Below are 17974 nucleotides of genomic sequence, written 5' to 3'. Positions count from 1 at the left end.
CAAATTAATAATGACACAAAGTTATTCCGAGCTGCTCAGGATAGTTTATACAAAAGGCGGTAATATAGATACATAATACGGAACAGATACTGATTTTTATATGGCTACCGGATAATTAGTACATATCCGGATAAAACCTGATTATTAACATTGGTGTTGATCTTATAATAATAGGTGCCTGCCGGTACGGGTTGGCCGTTATAAGTTCCTTCCCAGGGCTTGGAATAGCCTATGGAATGGAATAGTTGCTGTCCGTAGCGGTTAAATATATCTACTACAGCATTCTCGTAAGCAATAAGACCGCGTATGTCCCAAAAATCATTTGATCCATCGCCGTTTGGTGTAAATGTGTTTGGCACTATCAGCTGGGGCGATACCTTTATAAAGGTTTTATCAGTACTTACACATCCCCGCGAATCAGTTATTTGCAAAGTGTAGGTGCGGTCAACATCCCCGGTTAATACCGGGTTCTTTATGGTAGTGCTGCTTAAACCTGCAGCTGGCGACCACAAATATTGCACATTTTCATCACTCACGGTTGGGGTTAACGTAATGGTCCGATCTTTTAAAACATATCTTGTACCGCCGGCATTTAAAGTTGGTGGTGGGGTAAACTTAATGGTCATTTCATCGGTCGGTATATCACAAATTCCGGCGGCAGTAGCTGTAAGTATTAATGTAACAGAGCCACTTTGTATATCGGCCGCGCTTGGTATATAAAATGCATCGGGTTGCGTTGCCGAAGGGCTAAAGGTACCGCTGCCTGTTTTGTTGCTCCATAAAGCTCCGCCTGGAATTAAAATTCTGCCGCTTAATTTAATACTTTCGTCTTGTGCGCAAACATTCAGGTCAGCACCCGCATCAGCAGCAGGCGATGGTGCAAATGTTACGGTCATGTCTGAAGTTGATATGGCACAATCATCTTTACTCGTAGAGGATAAGGTCAGTTTAACTGATCCGGCAGCTTTATCCTCAGCTGACGGAATGTATTGCGCATCCAGTTGATCACTTGATGGGAAAAATTTACCTGTTCCGCTGGTTACCGACCATATCCCGGTACTGGTGCCACCTGTAACACTGCCAGCCAGCTTTATTGCCGTTGATGTTATACATTGGGTTTGGTCGGGCCCGGCATCTGCTTTTGGCGGCTCATTTACTTGAACATCAATAGAGGTGGCCGGGCTGGTACAATCATTTGTAATAACATACAGATTATAGGTACCGCCGTTGGCTGCTGTAACATTAGGAATATCCGGATTTTGCAATTCAGAAACATAGCCGTTTGGCCCTGTCCATTTATAAGTTGCCCTTGGAATGGTAGGGGTTCTGAGTTGTATGGTGCTACCCTCGCAAACAGGTGTGTTGCTGTTGGCCACCGGCGCATCTGCTTGCGGGTTTACGGTTACTACATAAGTGAATGGCGTACTGGTGCAGCCAAAAGCCTGGGCGGTTATAATATAGGTGACCTTAACGGCAACGGGTCCTGTATTAATTAATTTTTCATCAATAACAGCGTTGGTTTGATCGCTTACAGCCGGGTTACTGATGTTGGTAACCGCGTCACGTTTCCAGCTAAATGTGGCTGATGGTATGTTTGATGTAATGGTATAGTTTTGAGGTATTCCGCTGCAAACTGTTCCTATGACATCGCTGGTTATTTTAACTGCGGGGTTTACTTTCATTACCAGGCTGAAAGGCGGCCCCTGGCAATTGCTTGTTTTATAATTAAACACATAGGTTGCATCAACAGGAGCGGTTGAGGTGTTAAATAAAACCTCTTTGATCACAGGGGCGGTTTGCCCGGATACTGCCGCGTTACTTATCCCATCAACAGCGGCCCTGCTCCAGGTAACGCTTGCGCCACTGTTATCAAATTTAATTTCATACCCGTCAGTAGTTCCGTTACAAATGATAGCAGTTGCATCACTGGATACAACTGGTAGCGGATTTACAGTTACCTGGTAAGTAAAGGCAGGCCCTGTACAACCATTTGCTACCGGCGTGATAATGTATTTTACATTTACCGGGGTACTGAGGGTATTCATTAACGGTTCATTGATCGGTCCGTCTGTTTCGGCCGTTGCAGCAGGGTTGCTGATGCCTGCCACAGCCGCCCTGCTCCACGAAAAAGTGGTAGCTGGAATATCCGCTGTAATGGTATAATCAAGCGGGGTGCCGCTGCAAATAATACCGGTAGCAGCGCTTGTTACGTGAGGTGCCTGTGATACCTTAACATCAACTTGCGTACGCGGGCTTGTACAGCCGTTAACAGTGGTTTGTACGTAATAACTCTTATCCGCATTTAATACCGGCGTTACATAAACAGCTTTTGTTTCTAATAATGTACCGCCTATGGGAGCATCATACCATTTATAGGTGCCTGTTGAACCGCTTGCTGTAAGTGTTGCCGTGCCCCCTGCGCAGGCAGGTGATATATCAACTTGTGGCGCGGCGGGTGTTGGGGTAATATTTACGGTTACCGCTTTTCGGCTGCTGGTAATCCCGCTCTTGGTTACCTGTACATAATAAGTAGTAGTTGTGGTTAATGGCGGGGTTTTAAATATAGGACCAGTAAAAAGCTCTGTACCATCGCTGGCAGCATCGAACCATTTATAAGTACCGCCCGGCGCCGTAGCTACCAATGTAGCGGAGTTACCGATACAGACCGGATTACTTGTGACAGTTGGTGCCGGGGGAATAGGGTTAAATGTGATGGTAACAGTGGATGACACCGGCCCGCAGGGACCCGCCGGGTCGGCCGACGTAAAAGTAAGTGTGGCTTTGGTTTCGCCAGCGCGGGGCGTGTAAATAGCATGAGGATCTGTTTTGTCAGAAAATGACCCGTTTCCTCCTTTCCATATTCCGGAGCCGCTGGAAATTGTGGCCTCTAATTTAACCGGAGTGCCCGAAGGTACGGTCTGATTGGATCCGGCATTAACTGAAACCGCTTCGAAAATGGTTACCTGTGCTGTGCTGGTACGTGCCTGGCAACCTGCGGTTGCCGTTATGGTATTGGTAACCGTGTAAGTTCCTGCTTTACTTGCACTCAGATCAATTTCGCCTGTTGAGGTATTTTTGAAAACCAAACCAGCTGGCGATGAACTGTAAACACCTGCGCTTGCCCCAGCGCTAAAAACAGGCAATGGGTTGGGGCCACTTGTACAAAATGGTCCTTTATAGCTAAACTGAGCATCGGCGGTGGATGTAATAGTTATATCGGCGGTACTGGTGCCCGGGCAGGCGCCGCCATAGTCATAAGTAATGGTATATTTCCCCGGTATGCTGGCAGCAATGTTAATTTGGCCTGTAGAAGTGCTTACAAACGTAAGCCCGACCGGGGCTGCACTAAAAGTTCCCCCCGGAACGTAAATGGCGGGCGAAGGATTAGAACCTGAAGTACAAAATGTGCCAGATTCATATTTGAATTGCGGACTGGCCGTTGATATCATATTTACAGTTACCGCGCTGCGTTCACTAACACATGATCCATTGGTATTTTGTACATAGTAGGTGGTTTTTTTAACCAGAACGGGAGTTGAAAATGTATTGCTTGTGGCAAGCAAATTGCCGTCTTTGGGTGCGTCATACCATTGAATGGTTCCGCTGGCTGCGCTGGCTGTTAAATTGGCTGATGTGCCGGGACAAATGGAGGCATCATTAGCGGTAGGAGCTGATGGTATAGGATTTACCGTTACAGTTACCGCTTTACGCAGGCTGGTACAATCATTTGCTATACTTTGCACATAGTAAGTTTGGTTTGATGTTAGTACCGGGGTAACATAAGTTGACCCGGTAGTCAGCAAATTGCCGCCTGTGGCGGCATCATACCACTCATATTCATCAGGCGATCCGGAAGCAACAAGCGCAGCTGAATTACCCGAACAAATGCTCGTTGCGGGAACAGTTGGGGCCGGCACGGGTTCAAGTACCTTTACCGTTGCCGGGGTACGGGCACTTATACATCCTCCCACTGTGGTTTGAACATAATATGTAGTATTGCCAGTTAAGGCTGGGGTTACATAGGTGGCGTTTGATGATAAAAGTGTACCCCCTGTTGCTGAGTTGTACCATTGAAAGGTGCCGCCGGCTGCAGAGGTTGCTGTTAATGTTGCAACAGCGCCAGAACATATAACAGGTTCTGATACTGATGGAGCTGCCGGAGGCGGAGTTATATTGACATTAACAGCCGTGCGGTCACTTGTACAGCCACCGTTACTGTGCTGAACATAATAAATAGTCGAATTAGTAAGAACAGGAGTTTGAAAAGTCACCCCATTTTTAAGCAAGGTTCCACCGCTTGCCTGGTCATACCAAGCGTAAGTTCCGGTGGGAGCGGGATCGGCGGTTAATGTGGTGCTGGTTCCGTTGCAAATGCTAACGGTTTGTGTTGGCGGTGGTTGTGGAATTGGGTTTACAGTCACAATTACCGCCTTACGGTCGCTTTGACAATTGTTTATAGTAGTTTGTACATAATAAGTTGTTGTGGCTGTAAGCGGAGGCGTAGTGTAATCCGGACTTGAAATCAATGAAGTTCCGCCGGTTGGTACATCAAACCAATCAAATACACCATCAGGAGCATCGGCGTGTAAACTCGCAGACGAGCCTACGCAAGTAGAGACATCGCTGGCTGTGGGGGGCGGTGGCGGGGCGGTTACCCTGGCGGTTACCGGTGTTCGTACACTGGTACAGCCTCTTATTATGGCTACTACATGATATGTTTTGGAACTTGACAATACCGGAGTGACAAATGTTGGCCCGGTACCAACCTGGTTGCCTCCCGATGCTGCATCATACCAGGTGTAGCTGTCACCTCCGCTTGCTGATAAGGTAGCCACGCCTCCGGCACACAATGTTGCACCGGTAACACTTGGCTTGCCTGTAACATAAACAGTAACAGGAGTTCTGGGACTTGTACAGCCTGATACTGTTGTTTGCACATAAAATGTGGTGGTTTCAGTTATAATGGGAGTAATGTAGCTATCGCCGCTTTTTAAAAAAGTACCATCAACCGGTGCATCATACCATTGATAGTCTCCTCCGGGCGCTGTTGCCTTAAGCGTAGTGTAGCTGTTGGGGCAGATAATTTGATTGGCAGCTGTTGGAGCGTTTGGTGTAATTAATGATGTAATGGTTATACTTTTTGTAATTGGCTGGCAACCCGGCGTATTATCACTGACCGACACGGTATAGGTACCGGCTTTATTTACGCTTATGGATGGCGTTTTTTCGCCGGTGTTCCAAACATAATTATAAGGGCCGGTTCCGCCGGTTATTTTGGTAGTTAGAACAACACTTGTGCCTGAGCATATAGAAGAGCCTGAAGACGATAAGGTGACGTCTAATATGCAAATTCTGCTGTATGCTGTAAATGAGAAGATTATAAATGATAGTACGAGTAATTTTTTATGCATAAGATCCTATTGCACCCTTTATGACAGGTCACTTTCATGATCAATGGTTCATTCTGCACGGCCAAAGCATAGCTTGCAGAATTTTTGTCCCCTGGTGTTTTTAATAGTAAAAATGTTCGCAGTATAATACGTAAAACAGAAAATTTTGTTTGCTTAAATTGAACAAAATAGATGTTAGCAACATTACAGAAGAAAAGCAAATTCTCCAGCTATACAAAAAGTCCCCGGAAATTTAATCCGAGGCTTTTTGTAATAAAGTATAGTGACCAACGTATGGAAAAATAGAAAACGGATAGCGGGCTATAACTGCGCAACAAACTCCTTCATTGCCTGGGCAGGGTCGGCATGTTTCATAAAGGTTTCGCCAATTAAAAAGCCATTAAAGCCTTCCAGTTTAAGATGCCTTATTGTTGCCGGATCACTGATGGCGCTTTCAGATATTTTCAGGAATTCCGCAGGGATATGTTTGGCCAGTTGATACGATGTTTCTACAGATACAGTAAAATCGGTAAGGTTGCGGTTATTTACGCCAATGGCATCCAGTTTAGGATGTATACTGCGTTCCAGTTCTTCCAGGTTATGCACTTCAAGCAGTACATTTAAACCGATACTTTTGGCCAGTGTGGCCATGGTATCAATTTCTGCCGGTGTTAGTATAGCAGCTATCAGCAAAATAATATCGGCACCCAATGATTTTGCTTCTATTACCTGATACTCATCTATCATAAAATCCTTACGCAGTACGGGGATGGTGTTTACTGAACGTGCTTTGACCAGATCGGCCTTGCGACCCATAAAAAAATTGCGGTCGGTTAAAACAGATAGGGCAGAGGCGCCTGCGTTAGCGTAGCCGTTGGTAACTGCACTTACCCGCACTTTATCATTTATGATGCCTTTTGAGGGAGATTTGCGTTTAAACTCCGCTATGATGCCGCTGCGTTTGGGGTCAAGCAAAAATTCCTTGAACGAGTAAGTTTCGCGATGGAAATATTCTGACTCCTCCAGTTCAACGTACGAGGTGCGTTTTTTAGCTGATGCTACTTCCTTTTTTTTATTGGCAACTATTTTATCAAGTATGTTCATTAGGCCCCCTAACCCCCTTAAGGGGAATTTTGGTATTTTAAGAATTTAATTTTAAATGCTGTTGTTATCCCGTACTTGTTTTGGCACCCCCTATTAAGGCCGTATAACAAGAAGGCTAACCGTCGCGTAACACCCGGAAACAAGTTCAGGATAACCTTTCGTTTTTGTCTTTATCAATACAAAGCTATCATTATTTACCAATACCGTTAGCTTAGCCAGTTCTGCATCAATTCTTTCCCGTATTGGGTTAATATTGATTCGGGATGGAATTGTACGCCTTTAACATCATACTCCCGGTGCGATAATGCCATAATGGAGTTATCGGCTTCGTCAATGGCAGTTACCTGTAATATCTCTGGCAAACCTTTATCGCTTACAACCCACGAGTGATAGCGGCCGACTTTAAAGCTATTTGGCAGACCCTTAAAAAGATCTTCCTCTTCATCGGTAACTTTTATGGGTGTGGCTATCCCATGCATTGGCTGACTTAAATTGTGCAGGCTGCCGCCAAACACTTCGGCAATGGCCTGCTGGCCAAGGCACACCCCGAATATGCTTTTAGCAGGCGAATACTTTTCGATAACTTCCAGCAACAGTCCCGCTTCGGATGGTATACCCGGCCCCGGCGATAAAATGATCTTGTCAAAGGCGTCTACATCGTCAATAGAAAATTTATCATTTCTCCAAACCTCGCATTGCTGGCCAAGCTCATTAACCAAATGTACAAGGTTATAAGTAAAGGAATCGTAGTTGTCAATTATCAGGATGCGCCCCGGCTCTTTTAATGAAGCGTTGGCTTTGCTCTCTTGCTCGTTCATGTTATGTTTTTATTCTTTTAAGAATATTCTATCCAAATTTTAATCAATCATTTTAGGTCTGTCCCCTTTAAGAGGGCTCTAAAGCTCCTCTGCCAGTTCAAAGGCCCGCCTTAAGGCTGCTATTTTGTTATCAACTTCTTTCAGTTCGCTTTCGGCAACGGAGCCGGCTACAATACCTGCCCCGGCCTGGTAATGCAGCGTGTTATTTTTGCTGAGGAACGAGCGGATCATAATGGCGTGGTTAAAATCGCCGTTGAATCCCAGATAGCCAATAGCGCCGCTGTAAAAGCTGCGTTTTGCTTTCTCGTTCTCGTCAATGATCTCCATAGCGCGGTATTTAGGTGCGCCGCTCAGTGTACCTGCCGGATAGGTGTCGGCTACAATTTTAAAGGAGGATACCCCTGGCAATAATTTACCGCTCACATGCGATACCAGGTGTATCAAATGCGAGTAATATTGTACTTCCTTAAATGCCTTAACCTCTACCTGTTCGCAATGGCGACTCAGATCATTTCGAGCCAGGTCAACCAGCATTACATGCTCTGCCGATTCTTTTGGATCGTTCTCCAGGTTGCGGGCTATCTCGGCGTCTTTTTCATCATCGCCGCTCCGTTTAAAAGTTCCTGCTATGGGGAATATGCTGGCCACGTTATTTTTAATGGTGATTTGCGCCTCGGGCGATGAACCAAAGATCCTGAAGTCGCCGTAATCAAAATAAAACAGGTAAGGCGACGGATTGATAGAGCGCAACGCGCGGTAAACATTAAACTCATCACCCTGGAAAGTACGGGAAAACGCGCGCGACGGCACGATCTGGAAAACATCCCCCCTGAAAATATGCTGCTTCATTTTTTCAACAATACCAATAAACTCATCACCGGTAAGGTTTGATTGTTCATCGCCCTTGCTTTTAAAACTATACTCAGGAAAGTTTTTATTTTTGATAAGGTACTCCAGTTTTTCAATGCCGCCGTTTATAGCGCCACCCTCGGCCTGGTTATGAAAAATGTACAGCTCATTTTTAAAGTGGTCAATCGCTATAATATAACGGTAAATATGATACTGCATCACCGGTATCTGCCGGGTTGTATCATCGCTTTGTTTTAGCCTGATAGTTTCAAAATGCTCTACCGCTTCATGGGTAAAATAACCAAATAAACCGTTTGATATTATTTTGCCGGGGTTTGCGTCTGTTTCAAAACTGTCAATAAATTGATTTATCTGGTCTATCAGTTCAAACGTTCCGGCATCGTGGGTTTCCTGGCTGCCGTCGGGATATTGTTTTTTCAAAACGCCCTGATTTAAAATCAGGCCGCTTATAGGTTCGCAGCATATATAGCTCAGGCTGTTTTCGCGGCTATGGTAATCAGAGCTTTCCAGTAGGAGCGAATTGGGAAATACGTCCCTCAGGCGCAGGTAAATGCTCACCGGTGTCGTGGTATCAGCCAGTAGCTTTTTATGTGTGGTAGTTATTTTAAATTTGTTCATATGTTGTTTCAAAGAGTGTGTTAAACAAAAAAACCCGGCGAATTGGGGTCGCCGGGTTTCCTATTTAGGTTTACAATTGATTAGTTATCTCTGATCAAAAACGTATCCGGCTGCCAAATTTAATTGGTGCCACCAGCTGTTTTTATGAGTGTTTTTAATCATCGTGGTCACAAATTTATAAAGAAAAATGAATTACCAAATTTTTTCTGAAAATTTTTATTTGCTAAATCCTATTAGCCACGTGGAATTAATAGGATACCGGCTGCAATTATGATTAATCCGAGCAGATAAAATATAGAAATGGCCTTTTGCTTAGCTTCGGCACTAACGGCTCTTTTTGATTTGCTGTGACCAATAGTGATCAATACAATGGCTATCACCATTATAACCCAATGCTCAACCGTAAAAAAACGCAGGTGTTTTTCATGCATTGCATTTTTGGTAAACTGTACCAGCGGACTTATAAAGTATAATACAATGCCAATTAGCAGTTGTGTATGCACCGATATTAGAGCGAACAAACTAAGCCTGCGGTTAACTTCAGTATATGGTTTTTTGCTGATGAGGCCGGCCAGGGCATTTAAGGCAGCCAGTACTACGAATATCAATACAATATACCTGAAACCGGAGTGAAGTTGCTGGAAAAAGCTATAAAGGGTCATAATATAAATTTTTGCGTGAATATACGATAAAAGAAAAAGCTGTTAAAATATAGGGCTTATTTGACAATGTGTTAACGCTTATAGTAAAAGCGCAAGATGAATGAAATTTTGAATTTGTCGCAATTTGCCCTAAATCTGTCTTTTTTACCACCTGCGGTGCTGCCTAAATGTACCGACCTTTGAATGGGAATAAATAAAACATTTTTATGAAAGAGGAAATAATAAAAACCAATCAGCCATTAGCGGTTCAATTGCAATCAGTAGCTGATGACCTGATACAAACCTTAGATTTTATCAGGCAGGAGGATATCAATCGTATTCCGTTTCAGGGCAGCTGGACAGCCGCTCAGGTTGGTGAACATATCGTACTGTCTGTGTCGAGCATTACGGCGTTGCTTAAAGGAAATAGCGGCATAACAAACCGGGCGCCGGATAAACATATTCAGGCGTTAAAAGATATGTTTCTGGATCTTAATTTAAAATTCACTTCGGCCCCGTCAATTACGCCTGATGATAAGTATTATGATAAAGACATCCTGACCGCTAAACTGCAAATTGTGTTTGATGAGATGTTAGAGGTAATTGACACTAAAGATCTGACGGATTCATGCCTGGAGAGCGAATTTCCCGGTATGGGGCACCTCACACGGCTGGAGTGGCTGTACCAAACGCTCTACCATACCCAAAGGCATGTTCACCAGTTAAAAAATATTAAAGGATATCTTTAATGTTTTTGTTGGTTCAAATTTGGGTTGAGATAAGGGATTTCTGTAATCGCAATTATGCGTGTTCTATACCATGACAGCGGTGAGCAATTCGGTTGCGCTCCCGGTGACGCGGGTTTTATAAAACAAAAAGAGCGATGAAGTTAACTTCATCGCTCTTTAAATATCGTAAATCTGAAATCGAAATTCCGGAATTCGAAATCAGATCAGTAATCTTACAGGCTCTTCCAACAACGATTTTAGTGTTTGCAGGAATGCGGCACCCGTTGCGCCATCAACCACACGGTGATCACAGCTTAGGGTTACCTTCATAATATTGCCTGGTACTACAGCGCCGTTTTTAACAACCGGAACCTGTTGTATGCCGCTAACGGCAAGTATACAGGAGTTTGGTGTATTTATAATAGCTGTAAATTCATCAACACCAAACATTCCTAAGTTTGATATAGTGAAGGTTGAGCCTTCCATTTCGGCAGGCTGCAGCTTTTTAGCTTTAGCTTTACCGGCAAACTCTTTCACTTCAACAGAAATGTGGCTTAATGATTTGCCATCAGCAAATTTAATTACCGGCACCAGCAGGCCTTCGTCAACTGCAACAGCAACGCCGATATGTATATGTTCGTTAGTGCGTATTTTATCGCCCAGGAATGATGAATTAATAGCAGGATGTTGTTTTAAGGCAACCGCGCATGCTTTTAATACAAAATCATTAAATGATATTTTAACTGGCGCTACATCATTGATGCGGGTACGGGCAGCAATAGCCTGATCCATATCAATGGTCATGGTTACATAAAAATGCGGCGCGGTAAACAAGCTTTCACTTAAGCGGCGGCTAATAGCTTTGCGCATTTGAGTAACAGACCTTTCGGTAAACTTCTCTTCGCCTGTGTAAGTTGGCAGGGTGATAGGAGCCTTAGCCGCCGGGGCAGCTGCAGCTGCAGGAGCTTCGGTACTTGCAGGAGCTGGTTTAGCACTTGGCTTAAACTCTTCCACATCTTTCTTAATAATGCGGCCGCCTTCGGCACTGCCTTTTACATCATTAAGGTTAATGCCCTTATCTTTTGCTATTTTACGTGCCAGTGGCGATGCTTTAACGCGGCTGTCATCAGTAGTTGATGAGGCGGCAGGCGCGGCATCAGCGGTAGCTGCTTCAGCTTTAGGCGCGGCTTCTTCTTCTGCCGGTGCGGCAGCAGGGGCGTCGCCTGTATCCTGTAACAAAGGCGTAATATCGGTACCCTCTTTACCAACAATAGCTATAATGCCATTAACCGGCGCGGCTTCGCCTTCTTTTGGGCCGATGTATAAAAGTGTACCTTCTTCATAACCCACCACTTCCATAGTAGCCTTATCGGTTGCTACATCAGCCAGGGAGTCATCAGATTTAACTTTATCACCAACTTTAAAATTCCATTTTTCAATAACGCCCTCGGTCATGGTATCGCTAAGGGCAGGCATACGTATTACAGTAGCCGGTATACTTGACAGGTCAACCTTTGGTGCTGCGGTTGCGGCAGGTTTTTTATCAGCCACAGGTTTATCAGCTTCGGCTGGTTTTTCTTCTTTCTTTTCGGTGCCTCCGTCCTGTGTAAGGGCGGCTTTGTAATCTTCGCCCTCGTTACCTAAAACGGCAATAACGGCATCAACCGGAACGGCATTACCTTCTTCAACACCTATATATAATAAGGTGCCGTCCTGGTACGATTCAAAATCCATGGTAGCTTTGTCAGTTTCAATCTCGGCCAATACATCGCCTGATTTTACTTTATCGCCAACTTTCTTATGCCATTTCGCCAATACCCCTTCGGTCATGGTATCGCTCATTTTAGGCATTTTAACTACTTCGGCCATATACTATTTAATAGAATAAAATATTTATATAAATATAGGATTAGTCTCTGATGTATGGATAGTCTGCCTGAACATAAACATCTGTATATAGTTCAGAAGCTTCGGGCCATGGTGATTCCTCAGAAAATTTAACCGATTCTTCAACAATAGCTTTTATCTTGGCGTCAATCTCTTCAAACCATTTCTCATCAGCATAACCTTCTTTTACTATAACTTGTTTGGTTATTTCAATAGGGTCTTTTGCTTTGTAGCTTTCCAGTTCTTCTTTAGTACGGTATTTCTGAGGGTCAGACATAGAGTGACCTTTGTAACGATAGGTGCGCATTTCCAAGAAGGTTGGTCCTTCACCGCTGCGTGCGCGCTGAACGGCTTCGTCCATTGCTACGTGTACAGCAGCAGGGTCCATTCCGTCAACAGCTTGCGATGGTATACCGTAAGGCAGGCCTAATTTATAAATGTCTGTTTGTATGGTGGTACGCTCAACAGAAGTACCCATGGCATAACCATTGTTTTCACAAACAAAAATTACGGGTAATTTCCAAAGCGCGGCCATATTAAAGGTTTCGGTCAATGCGCCCTGGCGTACTGCCCCGTCGCCCATATAAGCAATATTTACAAACTCGGTACCTTTATATTTTTCGGCAAAAGCGATACCTGCTCCCAGCGGAACCTGACCGCCAACAATGCCGTGGCCACCATAAAAGTGTTTTTCTTTATCAAACATGTGCATGGAACCGCCCTTGCCTTTTGAGCATCCGGTGGCTTTACCATACAATTCGGCCATAACAGCATTTGGTGTTACACCTTTAGCAAGGGCATGAGCATGGTCGCGGTAAGCGGTTATCATGCTGTCTTCCTGCTTTATTACAGACATGGCTCCGGCCAGTACAGCTTCCTGCCCAATATACAGGTGGCAAAAGCCCCTGATCTTTTGTTGTCCGTATAACTGTCCTGCCTTTTCTTCGAACTTGCGCATTAAAAGCATTTGTTCGTACCACATCAGGTAAGTGTCTTTGTTAATTTCGATTGAACTCATGTAATTAAAACAATCAATTTCTTGGAGTAAAGCGCAAATCTAATTATATCCTTGAAATTATCGAAACTGCAACGAATTTGTTGTGCAGTTTATTTTTTATTTCAAATAAATGCTATAAAATGAGCATGGATTATCGCGTTTTGTTTGTTTAGCCAAACTTTATATGGCTATATTGTTATAATGCCGAAGTTTTTTAGATGCAATAACGCGATTTAGCGCTAAATTTTGACATCTTTTGGTCAAATTGGTGTCTGTTTTTTTAATAAAAAAGCCGGAGGCGATAAAAATACCCAAATCTTTAAAGTAGCATAAACGTAACCAGGAAGGGCTATAATTAATAAGATTTTTGGCATAGATGGATTATTTATATTTTTTGAAAAAAAAGTGCCATTTATTTGCAATTTTAAAAAATATAGATAGTTTTGTATCCAACGGCATACACCATGTCTGATTTAATAAACAATTTGTTGGCCCTAACAGCAAACCAAAGCGTTAAATGAAGAAAACAATCCTTGCTATTGCATTAATTTTCAGCGTTTTAGCCTCGCAGGCTCAAACAGGAAATACTACCACTAATACAACCGACAAGGCACCTGACGAACAGGAAGGTTTAGCAAAAACATATTTATCACAAATTATGGGTGTTGCATTATCTGCAACCTCAAATATGAAACTTTTTCATTTTGTTTACGATTGGATAGGCACTCCTTACCATTTTGGCGGTGAATCAAGAAAAGGTATTGATTGCTCAGCCTTTACAAAAGAACTTTACAGCGAGGTTTTTAATCTGGATATTAAACGGAGCTCACGCGATATTTTTAGCATGGTTAACCCTGTTGGTAAAGACGATCTGAAAGAAGGCGACCTGGTTTTCTTTAAGATACATAGCCGCAGAATTTCACATGTAGGTATTTACCTGGGTAATGGCCGTTTCGCCCATGCATCATCAAAAGGTGTGGCTATCAGCAGTCTTGATGACAATTACTACAGCCGTTATTTTTATAGAGGCGGCCGTTTGCTGGCTTCATTTAAGGATGAGCTTACCGGTGCTTCAACCCCAACTACAGACGAGGATAACAATAATTAAAGAAATTCAATTAAATAATTAATTTAGTCCTTTCATGAACATGAAGGGACTTTTTTTTGTACTAAGATTATTTATAATGTCCGTTGCCGGCGGTGCGCTGCTGTTTTTACAGGGGTGTGAAAGCCCGGGAACAATAAAGCAACCAACTATACAGCACAGTAAGCCTTTGACTCGGGAGGGTTTGCCGCACAGCGCAATACCAATTCATCATGATTCGGTTTGTGTAGCTGCCGTGGGCGATATCATGCTGGGCACATCATATCCCGATAGTACTACCCTGCCGCCAGATAGCGCGCGCGATAGTTTTAAAGCAGCCGCCGCCGAATTGAGAAATGCTGATGTTGCATTTGGCAACCTTGAAGGCACTCTGGTTGATACCGGAGCCCCGGCATATTTCAGGCTTCATCAGCGTAGCAAGCCTTTCCTGTTCAGAATGCCGGTAAAATATGCCTCGGTTTTAAAGGATGCCGGCTTTAATGTGGTTAGCCTTGCCAATAACCATATCAATGATTTTGACGAAAATGGGCGTAAAAGCACTGTTCAGGCCCTTGATAGCCTGGGTATAAATTACGCTGGTTTACTTATACGGCCTTCAACAGTATTTGAGTTAAAGGGCGTTAAATATGGGTTTTGCTCATTTGCACCTAATGCAAATACGGTATCAATACATAACCTGCAGGGAGCTGCCCAGATCATCAGGAAACTTAAGCAGCACTGCGATATTGTTATTGTATCATTTCATGGTGGTGGCGAAGGTGTAGACTTTGAGCATGTGCCCTTTGCTGTTGAGTCATACATTGGCGAAAAGCGCGGAGATGTGTATGCCTTTGCCCATAACGCCATTGATGCAGGCGCCGATCTGATATTTGGGAACGGCCCTCATGTGAACCGGGCCATGGAAATGTACAAAAACAGGCTGATAGCCTATAGCCTGGGTAATTTTTGTACTTATAAGTCGGTGAGTGTGAGCGGTATATGCGGCATGGCACCCTTGCTTAAAGTTTACGTGAATAAAAAAGGCGAATTTTTAAGCGGTCGTATCCTGTCGTTCAGGCAGGCTCATGATAAGGGGTTGGTGAGGGATACGCTCAATCAGGCCATGCTGAGGATAAGGATGCTTACCGCGATGGACTTTCCGGATGCCGGTTTAAATATTTCTGATGATGGCGATATAACGGCAGTGCGCAGCCCAATAATTCCCTCACAAAAGTTACAGCGTTTAAGGAGCGAAAACACACCTAAAAACGTTAATTTGCGTGTTAATTTGTAAAATTTAACACTTTAAACAAACATTTTAACACTCTAAACACACGTTTAAGCGTATGAATAAATATTTATTATCAGTTACTATTTTGGCGTTTGCATTAAGTGCGAATGCCCAGCAGGGCAACACCCTCACGGAAAAAGATTACGCCCGTGCCGAAGGTTTTATGAGCTACAACACCGAGCAGTTGGTTGATCATGGCCGGGTTACCCCCAACTGGATTGGCGGCGATAAATTCTGGTACCGTATTTTAACCGCGCAGGGCAGCGAGTTTATTTTGGTTGATCCCGCCAGGAAAACACGTACCCCGGCTTTTGACCAGCAAAAACTGGCGGCGGCACTATCAACCGCATTAGGCAAGGGGTATGAGGCTGGCCGGCTTCCTTTCCGTACCATTAGCTTTTCGGCCGATGGTCGTTCTGTTTTGTTTGAAGCGAATGGGAAATCATGGAAATGCGATCTGCAAAGTTACCAGGTTACTCCTGATGATGCGATGGTTGGCGACAAGGCAGCAGGCCCCCGCCGCAGAGGTATCGATGACGAAGTTTTATCGCCCGACGGAAACCTTGCGGCATATATAAAGGACTATAATTTGTGGGTTAGGGATACCAAAACCGGCAAACATACACAACTTACAACCGACGGAGCAAAGGATTTTGGCTACGCCACCGATAACGCGGGCTGGAAATCATCAGACGGGCCGGTGCTGCGCTGGTCGCCAGATTCAAAAAAGATAGCCACCTTTAAACAGGATGAGCGCAAGGTGGGCGATATGTACCTGGTTACCACCAATGTTGGCCATCCAACGTTAAAGGCATGGAAATATCCGCTGCCGGGCGATTCGGTAATTGCTACCATCCAACGGGTGATCATTAATATTGACGGCCCTAAAGTTATCGGCCTACAGGTACCGCCCGACCCGCACCGGGCCACATTGAGTGATGATATTGCCAGCAGCGGAACTTTTGACGATGTGGACTGGAATGCCGATGCTTCAAAATTGGCGTTTGTATCAACCTCCCGCGATCATAAGCAAGAGAAATTCCGCATTGCTGATGCTGCTACAGGAGCTGTTCGCGAAGTGTTTGAAGAAACCGTACCTACACAATACGAATCGGGCCAGGGGACTATTAACTGGAAATATCTGGCAAAGACCAATGAAATTATCTGGTTCTCGGAGCGCGATAACTGGGGCCATCTGTATTTATATGATGCGTTGACCGGTAAACTTAAAAACCAGATCACTAAAGGCGACTGGGCCGTTACAGAACTGCTGAAGGTAGACGAAAAGAATCGGCTGATATACTTTTTGGCCGACGGCCGCGAGCCGGGCAACCCATATTTTACCCATTTATATAAAGTAGGCTTTAACGGTAAAAACTTAAGCCTGCTAACACCCGAAGAAGGAAATCACCAGGTTACTTTATCCCCTTCAGGCAATTATTTTATTGACAGCTATTCAAAACCGGATGTTGCGCCGGTTACTGTGCTGCGCAGCCTTAACGGTAAACTGGTTAGTACGTTAGAAAAAACGGATATCGCCAGACTTACAGCTGCCGGTTGGAAGGCTCCAACACCTATCACCGTTAAAGCGCATGACGGGCAAACAGATATTTATGGCCTCATGTTTACGCCTACTAATCTTGATCCCTCAAAAAAATATCCTATTATAAATAACATTTATCCCGGACCGCAGGGGGGTAGTGTGGGCAGCTGGTCGTTCTTTTCTGCAAGGGGCGATTGCCAGGCGCTGGCCGAACTGGGGTTTGTGGTTATTCAGCTGGAGGGTACCAGTAACCCGCTGCGTTCAAAAAGCTACCATGATATGAATTATGGTCACATGGCCGAAAATACCCTGCCCGATCAGGTTACCGGTATGCAGCAGTTGGCGCAAAAATATTCTTATATTGATATTAACCGCGCGGGCATCTGGGGGCATTCCGGCGGCGGCTTTGCAACTGCCGCGGCTATGTTCCGCTTTCCCGACTTTTTTAAAGTAGGTATATCAGAATCGGGCAATCACGATAACCGCAACTACGAGGATGACTGGGGCGAACGCTATATTGGTTTGCTTACCCCGCAGCCTGATGGCACGTCGAATTACGAAGCGCAGGCTAATCAGAATTACGCTAAAAACCTGAAAGGGAAATTAATGCTTGCTCATGGGCTAATGGATAATAACGTACCGCCGTATAATACCATGCTGGTAGTTGAAGCCCTGGAGAAAGCCAATAAAAATTATGACCTGGTGGTATTCCCTAACAGCGCGCATGGCTACGGGCAGTATTCATTATATATGACACGCCGCCGTTGGGATTATTTTGTAAAGAACCTGATGGGCGCCGAACTGCCAAAGGAATATTTATTAAAGGGTAAAACAGACCCACGCAATAGTATGCAATAAAGTATAAACTGTAAATAAAAGCGGTCGGATCATTTGGTCCGACCGCTTTTGTTAAGTTGTTATTTAAGCAGAATATCTTATCCGCAGAGGTTAATAATCATAGTTGGCGACGATTATAATTCAAGCCGCTATATTATAACTTTTC

The 17974-nt window shown here is 44.3% G+C and carries 11 protein-coding genes; 4 read left to right on the top strand and 7 right to left on the bottom strand.

From position 1 onward, the window contains the following. Window positions 1–104: 104 nt before the first annotated feature. The 5 genes from J2W55_RS08410 to J2W55_RS08390 all read right to left on the bottom strand — a co-directional run bounded on the left by J2W55_RS08410 (window position 105) and on the right by J2W55_RS08390 (window position 9462). Window positions 105–5411 carry an Ig-like domain-containing protein gene (locus tag J2W55_RS08410; protein ID WP_310094294.1) on the bottom strand — a complete coding sequence of 1769 codons (5307 nt, stop codon included), beginning with the start codon at window positions 5409–5411 and terminating at the stop codon, window positions 105–107. A gap of 300 nt (window positions 5412–5711) precedes the next feature. After that, window positions 5712–6494 (bottom strand): indole-3-glycerol phosphate synthase TrpC, encoded by a 783-nt coding sequence (gene trpC, locus J2W55_RS08405; RefSeq protein ID WP_310094291.1) that lies wholly within the window; start codon window positions 6492–6494, stop codon window positions 5712–5714. Between the two features lie 206 nt (window positions 6495–6700). Continuing rightward, complete coding sequence (locus J2W55_RS08400; protein ID WP_310094288.1) at window positions 6701–7312, bottom strand: anthranilate synthase component II; 612 nt, start codon at window positions 7310–7312, stop codon at window positions 6701–6703. Window positions 7313–7390: 78 nt separating this feature from the next. Further along, window positions 7391–8800, bottom strand: coding sequence for an anthranilate synthase component I family protein (locus J2W55_RS08395; protein ID WP_310094286.1), 1410 nt, complete (start codon window positions 8798–8800; stop codon window positions 7391–7393). A 233-nt stretch (window positions 8801–9033) separates the two neighbouring features. Beyond that, window positions 9034–9462, bottom strand: a complete 429-nt coding sequence (locus tag J2W55_RS08390; protein WP_310094283.1) for a cytochrome B — start codon at window positions 9460–9462, stop codon at window positions 9034–9036. A 206-nt stretch (window positions 9463–9668) separates the two neighbouring features. Between J2W55_RS08390 and J2W55_RS08385 the strand changes: the two genes are divergently transcribed. Next, on the top strand, window positions 9669–10190 hold the full coding sequence (locus J2W55_RS08385) for a DinB family protein (protein ID WP_310094280.1): 522 nt from the start codon (window positions 9669–9671) through the stop codon (window positions 10188–10190). 198 nt (window positions 10191–10388) lie between these two features. Here J2W55_RS08385 and J2W55_RS08380 read toward each other — a convergent pair whose 3' ends face one another. Both J2W55_RS08380 and pdhA read right to left on the bottom strand, forming a co-directional pair. Beyond that, window positions 10389–12038 carry a dihydrolipoamide acetyltransferase family protein gene (locus J2W55_RS08380; RefSeq protein ID WP_310094277.1) on the bottom strand — a complete coding sequence of 550 codons (1650 nt, stop codon included), beginning with the start codon at window positions 12036–12038 and terminating at the stop codon, window positions 10389–10391. Window positions 12039–12078: 40 nt separating this feature from the next. Further along, window positions 12079–13074 (bottom strand): pyruvate dehydrogenase (acetyl-transferring) E1 component subunit alpha, encoded by a 996-nt coding sequence (gene pdhA, locus J2W55_RS08375; RefSeq protein ID WP_310094275.1) that lies wholly within the window; start codon window positions 13072–13074, stop codon window positions 12079–12081. 496 nt (window positions 13075–13570) lie between these two features. Between pdhA and J2W55_RS08370 the strand changes: the two genes are divergently transcribed. Genes J2W55_RS08370 through J2W55_RS08360 form a run of 3 tightly spaced genes read left to right on the top strand, consistent with a single transcriptional unit; the run spans window position 13571 to window position 17829 of the window. Continuing rightward, the gene (locus J2W55_RS08370; RefSeq protein ID WP_310094272.1) at window positions 13571–14161 is read left to right on the top strand and encodes a C40 family peptidase; all 591 of its coding nucleotides are present in this window, start codon (window positions 13571–13573) and stop codon (window positions 14159–14161) included. A gap of 34 nt (window positions 14162–14195) precedes the next feature. Further along, complete coding sequence (locus J2W55_RS08365) at window positions 14196–15431, top strand: CapA family protein (RefSeq protein WP_310094269.1); 1236 nt, start codon at window positions 14196–14198, stop codon at window positions 15429–15431. Between the two features lie 52 nt (window positions 15432–15483). Beyond that, a complete protein-coding gene (locus tag J2W55_RS08360) occupies window positions 15484–17829 on the top strand; it encodes a S9 family peptidase (protein WP_310094266.1) in 2346 nt (781 codons plus the stop codon). Window positions 17830–17974 lie beyond the last annotated feature (145 nt).

It is taken from the genome of Mucilaginibacter pocheonensis, from assembly GCF_031456535.1.
GTDB lineage: Bacteria > Bacteroidota > Bacteroidia > Sphingobacteriales > Sphingobacteriaceae > Mucilaginibacter > Mucilaginibacter pocheonensis.
Note: the sequence above shows the minus strand (reverse complement) of the source record. Positions and strands in the feature narration are given on the sequence as shown.

Coding starts and splice junctions, on each gene's coding strand:
- J2W55_RS08410 (WP_310094294.1), bottom strand. CDS start 5,411: ATGCATAAAAAATTACTCGTACTATCATTTATAATCTTCTCATTTACA.
- trpC (WP_310094291.1), bottom strand. CDS start 6,494: ATGAACATACTTGATAAAATAGTTGCCAATAAAAAAAAGGAAGTAGCA.
- J2W55_RS08400 (WP_310094288.1), bottom strand. CDS start 7,312: ATGAACGAGCAAGAGAGCAAAGCCAACGCTTCATTAAAAGAGCCGGGG.
- J2W55_RS08395 (WP_310094286.1), bottom strand. CDS start 8,800: ATGAACAAATTTAAAATAACTACCACACATAAAAAGCTACTGGCTGAT.
- J2W55_RS08390 (WP_310094283.1), bottom strand. CDS start 9,462: ATGACCCTTTATAGCTTTTTCCAGCAACTTCACTCCGGTTTCAGGTAT.
- J2W55_RS08385 (WP_310094280.1), top strand. CDS start 9,669: ATGAAAGAGGAAATAATAAAAACCAATCAGCCATTAGCGGTTCAATTG.
- J2W55_RS08380 (WP_310094277.1), bottom strand. CDS start 12,038: ATGGCCGAAGTAGTTAAAATGCCTAAAATGAGCGATACCATGACCGAA.
- pdhA (WP_310094275.1), bottom strand. CDS start 13,074: ATGAGTTCAATCGAAATTAACAAAGACACTTACCTGATGTGGTACGAA.
- J2W55_RS08370 (WP_310094272.1), top strand. CDS start 13,571: ATGAAGAAAACAATCCTTGCTATTGCATTAATTTTCAGCGTTTTAGCC.
- J2W55_RS08365 (WP_310094269.1), top strand. CDS start 14,196: ATGAACATGAAGGGACTTTTTTTTGTACTAAGATTATTTATAATGTCC.
- J2W55_RS08360 (WP_310094266.1), top strand. CDS start 15,484: ATGAATAAATATTTATTATCAGTTACTATTTTGGCGTTTGCATTAAGT.